6 protein-coding genes and 1 tRNA gene are annotated in these 8,269 nt (G+C 51.9%); 1 reads left to right on the top strand and 6 read right to left on the bottom strand.

Annotation, left to right across the window (positions count from 1 at the left end; translation table 11 throughout):
• Window positions 1–536 precede the first annotated feature (536 nt).
• The 5 genes from GX441_07260 to GX441_07240 form a co-directional block, all read right to left on the bottom strand.
• A tRNA-Gly gene (locus GX441_07260) sits at window positions 537–608 on the bottom strand.
• Window positions 609–662: 54 nt separating this feature from the next.
• Window positions 663–1,667 (bottom strand): hypothetical protein, encoded by a 1,005-nt coding sequence (locus GX441_07255; protein ID NLI98439.1) that lies wholly within the window; start codon window positions 1,665–1,667, stop codon window positions 663–665.
• 20 nt (window positions 1,668–1,687) lie between these two features.
• Window positions 1,688–3,784, bottom strand: a complete 2,097-nt coding sequence (locus tag GX441_07250; GenBank protein NLI98438.1) for a tetratricopeptide repeat protein — start codon at window positions 3,782–3,784, stop codon at window positions 1,688–1,690.
• Between the two features lie 158 nt (window positions 3,785–3,942).
• Window positions 3,943–4,872 carry a hypothetical protein gene (locus GX441_07245; GenBank protein ID NLI98437.1) on the bottom strand — a complete coding sequence of 310 codons (930 nt, stop codon included), beginning with the start codon at window positions 4,870–4,872 and terminating at the stop codon, window positions 3,943–3,945.
• A gap of 11 nt (window positions 4,873–4,883) precedes the next feature.
• Window positions 4,884–6,185 carry a hypothetical protein gene (locus GX441_07240; protein ID NLI98436.1) on the bottom strand — a complete coding sequence of 434 codons (1,302 nt, stop codon included), beginning with the start codon at window positions 6,183–6,185 and terminating at the stop codon, window positions 4,884–4,886.
• Window positions 6,186–6,530: 345 nt separating this feature from the next.
• Here GX441_07240 and GX441_07235 point away from each other — a divergent pair, with 345 nt between their 5' ends.
• Entirely contained in the window at window positions 6,531–6,803 is a 273-nt protein-coding gene (locus GX441_07235) for a hypothetical protein (GenBank protein ID NLI98435.1), read from the top strand.
• A 91-nt stretch (window positions 6,804–6,894) separates the two neighbouring features.
• Here GX441_07235 and GX441_07230 read toward each other — a convergent pair whose 3' ends face one another.
• Window positions 6,895–8,061, bottom strand: a complete 1,167-nt coding sequence (locus GX441_07230; GenBank protein NLI98434.1) for a DUF4209 domain-containing protein — start codon at window positions 8,059–8,061, stop codon at window positions 6,895–6,897.
• Window positions 8,062–8,269 lie beyond the last annotated feature (208 nt).

Below are 8,269 nucleotides of genomic sequence, written 5' to 3'. Positions count from 1 at the left end.
GGTCCCCGCCCCCTCAATCCCGCTCCACCAGGGAGGGGTAAACCATCGGTACATTCCCTTCAGGAATAGATTGCTTCGCCGGCTGGGAGCCGTCTCGCAAAGACAATTATTTTCTCCGGCCCCTTTCACACCAACGTCATCACTGAGCGAGCGGCCAGAGGCCGCATGGTCTTAAGCTCCGCTTAAGCAGATTAATTCAAATCAAAGGCAGCGACCAACAGCCTAAATGAGGCTGTATCTCAAACATCGGTATTATCCAGAGTGCAAGGCGATTGCTTCGGTCGCTCGCAACGACACTCGCAATGACTGGTTTGAAATGGAGAGACACGCTCTCAGCGTGTCAGACACCAGGGTCTGAAATCGGTCTGCCGAACTCATGCGCTTCCAGCGCTCGTCTGTGCTTCGAGCGCTCGTTCGACCAATGCGGCTTCCAGCCGCTACCCTCCGGATGAATCCGGTATATTAAAATGCCACCGCGCCTTGATTATTATTGAGGGGTCCCCAGAAAGTTATGCAGTAACTTTCTGGGGTATCAAAGCGGGAGACGGGATTTGAACCCGCGACCCCCACCTTGGCAAGGTGATGCTCTACCGCTGAGCTACTCCCGCGAAAAAGTCTCCTTTCGGAAACAAGGTGTAATATTACTTGCCGCAAGCCTCGTGTCAAGCACGCTGAGCCATCGTCTCCCTGAGCGCTGTAGCCGCATCCTCCGCCGCAACGGGGTTAACCATCGTTCCCGAACCTATCTCGAAGCCGGCTATTGCATGCATGCGCGGCAGAATCTCGATGTGCATGTGAAAGGTTCCGGACTGGTCTTCCAGCGGTTCCGTATGGAGCACAAGGTTGTAATCGAATCCTTGAAAGGACGTTTCAGGCTCTTTCGGGGACCTTGCGGCTTCAGGTCTATGAGCATTCTTGAAAATGGCGGAAAGACCCAGTAGGACCTTTTTTAGCAGCGATGCGAGATCGTCAATCGCTTCGGGCTTGAGTTCTGTAAAAGACGGCTCGTGGCGAACGGGAGCCAGCCATATCTCCCGCGGGAATCTCGGAACCCGGGGCGAGAACGCCCTGAACGACTGCTCCTCAGCCGCAATCAGGGGATCGTTCGCAGAAAGGCAGCAGGGGCATTCGCCCTTTTCGGCCATCTCCAGGAACCCCGTGTGCTCTGCAGCGATCCTTGGAGGCGCCCACGACATTCCGACGAGCTGGGTATGCGGGTGCTCGAGGGATGCTCCGCCCAGCGAGCCCTGGTTGCGGAATGCGAAGATGACCTTAAGCCGCTCGTTTTCCTTGTGATGCTGCATCCTCGCCTTTATCGCGCCAAATACCCTTGCTATCTCCTTCACGGTCAGGCTTTCGAGCGTTGCGTCGTGGCGCTGTGTCTCCACGATAACCTCATGCACGCCGTAGCTAGCGCTATCAGGGTCAGCTGAAAAGAAGGGGTAGAGATTTGCAAAAACCCTTATCTGCCAGTCCGAGGCATCCGGCAGTGCGTAAAGCGCCGGAGGCGTCATCTGCTCGGAACCCTTGCAGAAGGGGCAGACGGAGCCTTTCCCGCTCCTGGGACGCAAATCGCGCATGCTGGCTACTATCACCTCCGGGCACGCTCCCGAGAGCTTGTCGCTCAACTTGTCGTTCAGCCTGTCACTTGGTTTCGCCTCGTCCATATGACCTCGGAAACAGACCTCTAGTTGTTATCCTCTGGAGGGTTCTCTGTATCATTAACCGGAGGCACGGGCGTAATCTCGAGCGTGGGCGAAGGCTCGGGTCCTGCCTGGGTGATGGTTATCTCGGCTCCGGACATGAGCCTTTCCTTAAGCGCCTTTTCCAGCTCGTCCTTCTTCTGGTTGGCAAGAAGCGAGTTTATCTGGTAGCGGGAATCATCGAGCGTTGGCTGGCGGGCCTCCTGCCTGGACTCGCATTTGACGAGCCAGTAGCCTTCGTCGGTCTTTACGGGTCTTGTTACTGCGTTCTCCTTCAGCTTAAGAGCCTGGCGCTCGTAAGGCTTGGCGCTCTTGCCTTCCTCGATGAATCCAACGTATCCGCCTCTGGACTTGGAATCGGCTGCGGAGTAAGTCCTGGCGAGCGAGTCGAACGGCGCGCCTGCGGAGAGAAGCTTCTGGACAATCTTCAAGGTGTCGTCCGAGGTTACAAGCATCTCTCGAACGCTTACCTTTACAGGCTGGAAGAAATCCTTCTTGTGCTTGCTGTAGTATTCGGCAATCTGTTCATCAGTCGGCTTGGTTTTCGAATCTACTTCGTCTGCGAGATATGAATTGACAATGAGCTGTATCCTGTCTGATTCGTTCCTCACCGAAAGGGAGTCCTCAAGAAAAAGTTTAGCGTCCGCGAGTGCGTGGTCGAACACCCTGTCCGTTATCATCTGCAGGAGAGCCTGCTTCACGATAGCGGTATCCTCTTTATTGATTGGCATGCGCTGGCTCAAATCGTCTATGTATCCGTCAAGATCGGCCTTGAGGATGAGCCGGCCTGCGACTTGGGCGAGCGTATCGCCGTTCGGAACCGAGTCTACGCCTGCTTGCTTGCGGAAGCGGGCAACAGCGTCTTCGCTCAGGCTCCTTATCTTGTCGCGCTTCATTAAATCCTCTACGTTCTTTTCGACACCCTCGTACGGATTGACTTTCGATGCCTGCTTGGACTCGACCAGCGTTATCTCCCAACCCCTTTGTGTCTTATACGGAGCGCTCGGAGAGCCGGGCTTAAGCGTGTCGACCACTGCTGCAATCTCCTGTGGAAGCGCATGCGCTGGCCTTTCGCCCAGCGAACCTCCGCGGGACTTGCTTTGTGAAATCGAATACAGCTTTGCGCACGAATCGAAGCTCATGCCCGATGCCAGCGCCTGTTTAATGGTATCAAGGTAGAGCCCGGATGAATCAAGGACAATCTCGCGAACCGTATACAGCGCGGGATTCGTAAACTTCTCGATGTTGTCTTTGTAGTAGCGTCTCTTTTCCTTGTCCGTGAAGGTGAGTTTTTCGGTGACCTCTATTGCATAAAGACGCCTGAGCAGAAGGCTTTTCGAGCTCTCGTAGATTCGTTTCTCGAGCGCAAGATTCGACATGTGTCCGGGAATCATGACGTCCTTAGGTCTGCAGGTCTTGCAGCTCAGGTGAACGGTTACTTTTGTCGAATCCTTCGGGGCATACTGGCGCTCGGCCGCGAGCTTGAGAAGTCTCTCGTAGATGATTCTCTCCAGCAGCTCCTTGCGTCCCTCAGGCGTCGAAGCCTTCTCCTGCTCCTCAGGCGAAAGCTTCGCTATAATATCCTCCACCTCCAGCTGGCTTACCGGGTATCCGTCTACCTCTGCTGCCTTCACTTCGTAGTTCTTGACGAACGTCCTTTCTATGGCCGAAAGAGCCGCGGCGTTGAAAGGCGAATCAGGATACTCCGTCACTACCTTCTCGTACGACTTTGCGGCGTCCGTGAACTTCTCCGCCCTCTCATACGCCCTTCCCAGACGGTAATATATGCCGCCCGCAAGGTCCTTTGGAGGCTTGGATTCCGCAAGGTCGGCATAAACCTTTGAAGCCTCAAGCGGAAGTCTTGCGTAGTAAAGCAATATGTCGCCCTTCTCCGTATGCAAGAGAAGCTTCTCGCGGTCGGTCCACTGTTCCTTTGCCTTGGCCTCAAGCATCGCAAGGGCTTGGGGCACCGAGTCGTTGACGCACATTCTTCTTGCCGACTTAAGCACTGAATTAATATCTGCCGCCATTGCGACCGATGAAATAAGAATCAATTGCAGCGCGATCATCCGTATCTTCATTTTGCTCCTTTCATTAAATGTGTCTTAGATGATTCGATCCCTGTTCAAGATCGGTTTTCAATGTTTAGTCGTACTTTTTAATGTTGTTCGTCCCCGCAATCGCCTGCGCCTTTCGCGTCTTGGCCCCTGCATTTTCCCGGCCTACCTCATTCCCGCGTCTAGAACGTATATCCCGCCGCCACCAGGTGGGTTCCGCCTAGCCCCCTGTCGTGACCCCTGTAGCAGTAGTCTATGAAGAAGCCCTTGTACTTTCCTCCCACGCCGACGCTCCATCCGTAGTCCGAGCGACCCGCCCGAAGCGCTATTATGTCCTTGATTACGAACTCGAGACCTCCCCTTGGCCTCAAATATACGGGACCGATGCGGGTTTCAAATGTGTCTATTCCCGAAAGGCTTGCCTCGCTCTCAAGATAGAGCCTGAGCTTCTGGCCTGCAAACCTTAGCTCCTGCATCGCTCCAATAGCCGCTCTCGGCGAAAGAAGGTCTACCGAGTCCGTGCTCCAGAAGACCGGAGTCGTGAATGCGTTCTTTACCCTTGCCGCAAGCGAAAGGCCCCAGTCGAAAGCGTACCGAATGCCCACGTCCGCACCGAACCCTATGGCAGTCGCCGCTACAAGGTCTCTGTATATGAAATTAACGTTAGAGCCCAGGGAGAGGCGCTTCAAATTGAACGCCACTGATGCCTGTCCGAGCCAGTCGGACGCCGTAACGACCGAATCCACCCTTGGCCTGTTGTCTGGTCCCGGAGGTCTTGTGGAGTCCGGAAGGCTCGTGAAGGAGATGGAGCCTGCGCCGTTTCGCAGTACCGTAAGTCCGATGCCGCCGAACCCGGTCTTGTAGCTCGCAGATAAAAGGTCGCTTATCACGCGGGCATTGTCGTCGAAGGCGGATGTGTGCTTCAGGAGAACGCCTGAGCCGGCGTCCACCCCGGCAGCAGGATTGTAGTTCCAGGCCGCAGGGTCAAGCCCCAGGCCGAGACCGCAACTGCCCACTGCAGCGGTTGCCGGGCTTTCCCTGTAATCCTCGAAATCGGCGCCTATATCCGTAAGCGCAGCCGATAGGGTGGAGGGTCCCGAAAGGGCCAGCATCAGAGATAAGATTATGAAGAAACGCATCTTACGGTTGTTTCCAGTTCCTTCTTGAAGAATCTTCCCGAAAGGTTGGCAGGCGTCAGAACGGCCTTTATCACGTATCGACCGGGCGCTACCTGTTCGCCCTTGTCGTTTCTTGCGTCCCATGCTATTAACGCCTCGCCGATTGGCTGTTTATACTGGGGTGCGAGCTTGCGCACGATGAATCCCTGTTCGTCGTAAATGGAAACCTCGATGGTCGAGGTCTCGGTGAGGTATATTGAGATGGTCGCTCCCTTGTCAACCGGCACGGGGTTGGGGTAGCAGCCGGCGATGAACCCGTCCGCGCCGATGAAGTAGTACTGCCCGCCCTCGGCCTCGGCGATGAACGTCTGGCCTGTTGGGCGGTGTATGGCGATGCCCCTTGGCGAATAAAACTCATAATCGTCACTCCCTTCGCGGCCTATGCTTATTATATAATGAAGCTTGCGGTCGAACTTGTGAACCTGATGGTTGTAGGAGTCGGTCACGTAAACGCTTCCCGAGCGGTCTATGGCCGCGTAAGCGAACTCGGTGTTTTCGTAACCCATATCCTTATTGGTAACCTGCGCTTTCAAGTCGCCGTAGGTATCGAACATCGACACCCTTTTCTTGCGGCTGTCTATAACTATGACGAAATTATCCTTGTTATCGTTTGCTGGGTCTGCGCGGTCGATTACGGCTATTGCGGACGGTCTGAAAAGCTTGCGCTCCCATGTCGAAACCACCGCTCCTTCTGGAGACAACACGACAACGCGGTTGTTTTCCTCATCCGCCACGTAGAGGTTGCCCTTCGAGTCGCAAGCCACGTCCGAGGGGTGGCTGAAGCCCGAGCCTATGGCGCCCTTCCAGCTGATGTTGCCGTCGGGATTCATCTTGAGGCGGACCACGCGGTTGTTGCCAGCATCGGCAACGTAGATGTCGGCGTCAGCAGTCATGGCGACGCCCAGGGGGTTCAAGAATTCGCCATCGCCCGAGCCGGGCTTGCCGTAGCGCGCCAGGCGTTCGAACTTCACGTTGTAGATTATCTCTGCGGCGCCAGAGTGCACGGCAACAAGCGTAACGTTGCCGTCATCACGGATGGTGGTGGAATCATCGAACATCTTGAGAAGAGAGGAAGTTAAGCCCTGCGGGTTCTTGAAATGGAACGTTCCGCCAAGATACAATGAAAGGTAAAACCGGTTTGCGCGGTTGTAGCCCATGGTGTATCGGTAAGGCGGCACCAGCAGGGTGGAGGGTTTGTAGTCGGCGCCCCCTAGGGTCGTTTGCATAAGCAGTAATATGAAACTCATCCCTTGTAACTTTAGCCAGAAAGTGCCCGTTGTCAAGATGACATACCCAATAAAGTTGCAGGGCAACTTTATTGGGAACCCTGGAAATCATCCCTCCCCTGGTGGTGAGGGCGGCGCTCTAGAAGAGCTCTGAAGGGAGGGGGAGTAGTTCCCCCCCACCTTCATCCTCCCCCACGCAGGGGGGAGGGGGCATTAAATGAAGCTCCCTCCCCTGGTGGTGAGGGCGGCGCTCTAGAGGAGCTCTGAAGGGAGGGGGAGTAGTTCCCCCCACCTTCATCCTCCCCCACTCAGGGGGGAGTGGTCAGGTTTTAATGGCGCGAGTCAGGATGGCGGGTACAATCGGTCATGGGAGAACTGACGAATCTACCAAAAGTGGACGAAGCCTTGCCGATGCTGACAAAGCTTCAACGCATAGCGCTTGCGTCGTTCAAGTTCAGCTGGACAACGCTGACCGTAGGCGATTTGATGCTTGCGCACAAGGACAAGAAAAACCTTTCCGAAAAGACCATCCGCCGCGCGCTGGCAAAGCTTTGCGACATAGGGCTCATCACACGTATACCCGGAGCTAAAAAGGGCCGCGGTTATACAAACCTATACACAATGAAAGAAGATAAGTAAGGGTTGGTTAATTAATGGGGGAGAGGGGGGCTTCATTGAGAGTTCTTCAAGAATAACGTAACTCAGGGTTATCAATTAATCTCTTCAATTATTATTGTTTTACGTCAGATTCAGGTTTCTCTTTCCTAATAATGTCATATGGCGTAATCTTTAAAAGAATGTAAATCAAAATAAGTGCTCTCAAGCCTGTAAATTCATCATAATCTAAAATGCCGTGAGCTAAATCGTTTCGGAGATTCTCACCGCCGATATCCACTAATGAAGTCCTTACTAGCATTAATATATCTTTATCTATTCCTTCAACTTTCTGTAATATTTCCAAGATATCCCATAATTTTTTTATTCTCATTTCTCCCCGGTGGTATGAAAATGGTGCTATTCGTAACCCCTCCACCGTATCTCTTAGAATTCCCTCTATTTGAAATACAAGAATGTGAATTGCAGAGATATAATCTTCTCTTTCAAAGGCACTTAACCCCTTTTCAATTAACTTAAGTCTGTTTTTTTTGACAAGAGGTAGAGTTTTAAGATATTTGATCATCTCGGCAACCCAATTTGGATGTTCTTCTTTCAGGGCGCAGTATGCATTCACAAGGAAAAACTTTGCTTTGAACTGATAATCCAACATGAAATTTTGCAATGTAAAAAAGTAAAACCTATCATCATCAGTTTCGTAGGTTTTTACACGGATATTTTTTCTGATTACGGATTGACTAACTAAGTGCATCAGTACATATTTCTTTGCGTGTTCAACAGTAGCCTTTTTTGCGCCCTCAAACGAGGGTATAAGATTGGGGTCTGTGATTAATAAATGAAATACTTCAAGTGTGCTGCGGCCTTTATACCTTTCTCGGTGTGAATCTATTATTTTCTTATCAACTTCGATAGGGATCTTCGTCATTCGAAATTCTTTTTCAAAGGCCGCCGCATGAGCTTCTTTGATTTTATTCTTTAACTCCTCAACTTTAGTCTTAAAACCACCAATGTCCATGTATGCATGAAGAGCTTTTTCGTAGAAGGTTGCTGCAACGGAATTTCCACTTGGATAATTTTCTTTTTTCCATTCGGCTTCTTCAATAAAAGACTCCGCAATTCTTATCTTGGCTTCTTTTACTTTTTGGTCTTTACCCATCAGTTTATAAACAGTGACCATTTGCTTCATTGAACCTTGTTGTAAATTGTAACTGTCAATTTCATTCTCAGCATAATATTTAATGGCAGCTTCAATGTTTAAGATAAGGTGTTCGAAATCAAGCATAGGTTTTAGCCTAGGGGCTCTTTGCAGGATGGAATTTATAATATCCATTGCATACCTAGGTCTATTTAGTGTAGTGCGACCCATTTGTCAAGACAGATTTGAGGTAAAATGAGTTTAGAGATTTCACATTGCTTCCTTAAGAACTTGCTGGGAGTAAAGGGCCTCGAACTCCTCCGGACTCCTGTATCCCAGGCTGCTGTGCACGTAT

It is taken from the genome of bacterium (assembly GCA_012517375.1).
Taxonomy (GTDB): Bacteria; Hydrothermota; Tepidihabitantia; order B3-TA06; family B3-TA06; genus JAAYVC01.
Note: the sequence above shows the minus strand (reverse complement) of the source record. Positions and strands in the feature narration are given on the sequence as shown.

Excerpts from the sequence above, each read along its gene's own strand:
- GX441_07250 (NLI98438.1), bottom strand. The coding sequence starts at position 3,784 with ATGAAGATACGGATGATCGCGCTGCAATTGATTCTTATTTCATCGGTC.
- GX441_07255 (NLI98439.1), bottom strand. The coding sequence starts at position 1,667 with ATGGACGAGGCGAAACCAAGTGACAGGCTGAACGACAAGTTGAGCGAC.
- GX441_07230 (NLI98434.1), bottom strand. The coding sequence starts at position 8,061 with ATGCTTGATTTCGAACACCTTATCTTAAACATTGAAGCTGCCATTAAA.
- GX441_07235 (NLI98435.1), top strand. The coding sequence starts at position 6,531 with ATGGGAGAACTGACGAATCTACCAAAAGTGGACGAAGCCTTGCCGATG.
- GX441_07240 (NLI98436.1), bottom strand. The coding sequence starts at position 6,185 with ATGAGTTTCATATTACTGCTTATGCAAACGACCCTAGGGGGCGCCGAC.
- GX441_07245 (NLI98437.1), bottom strand. The coding sequence starts at position 4,872 with ATGCTGGCCCTTTCGGGACCCTCCACCCTATCGGCTGCGCTTACGGAT.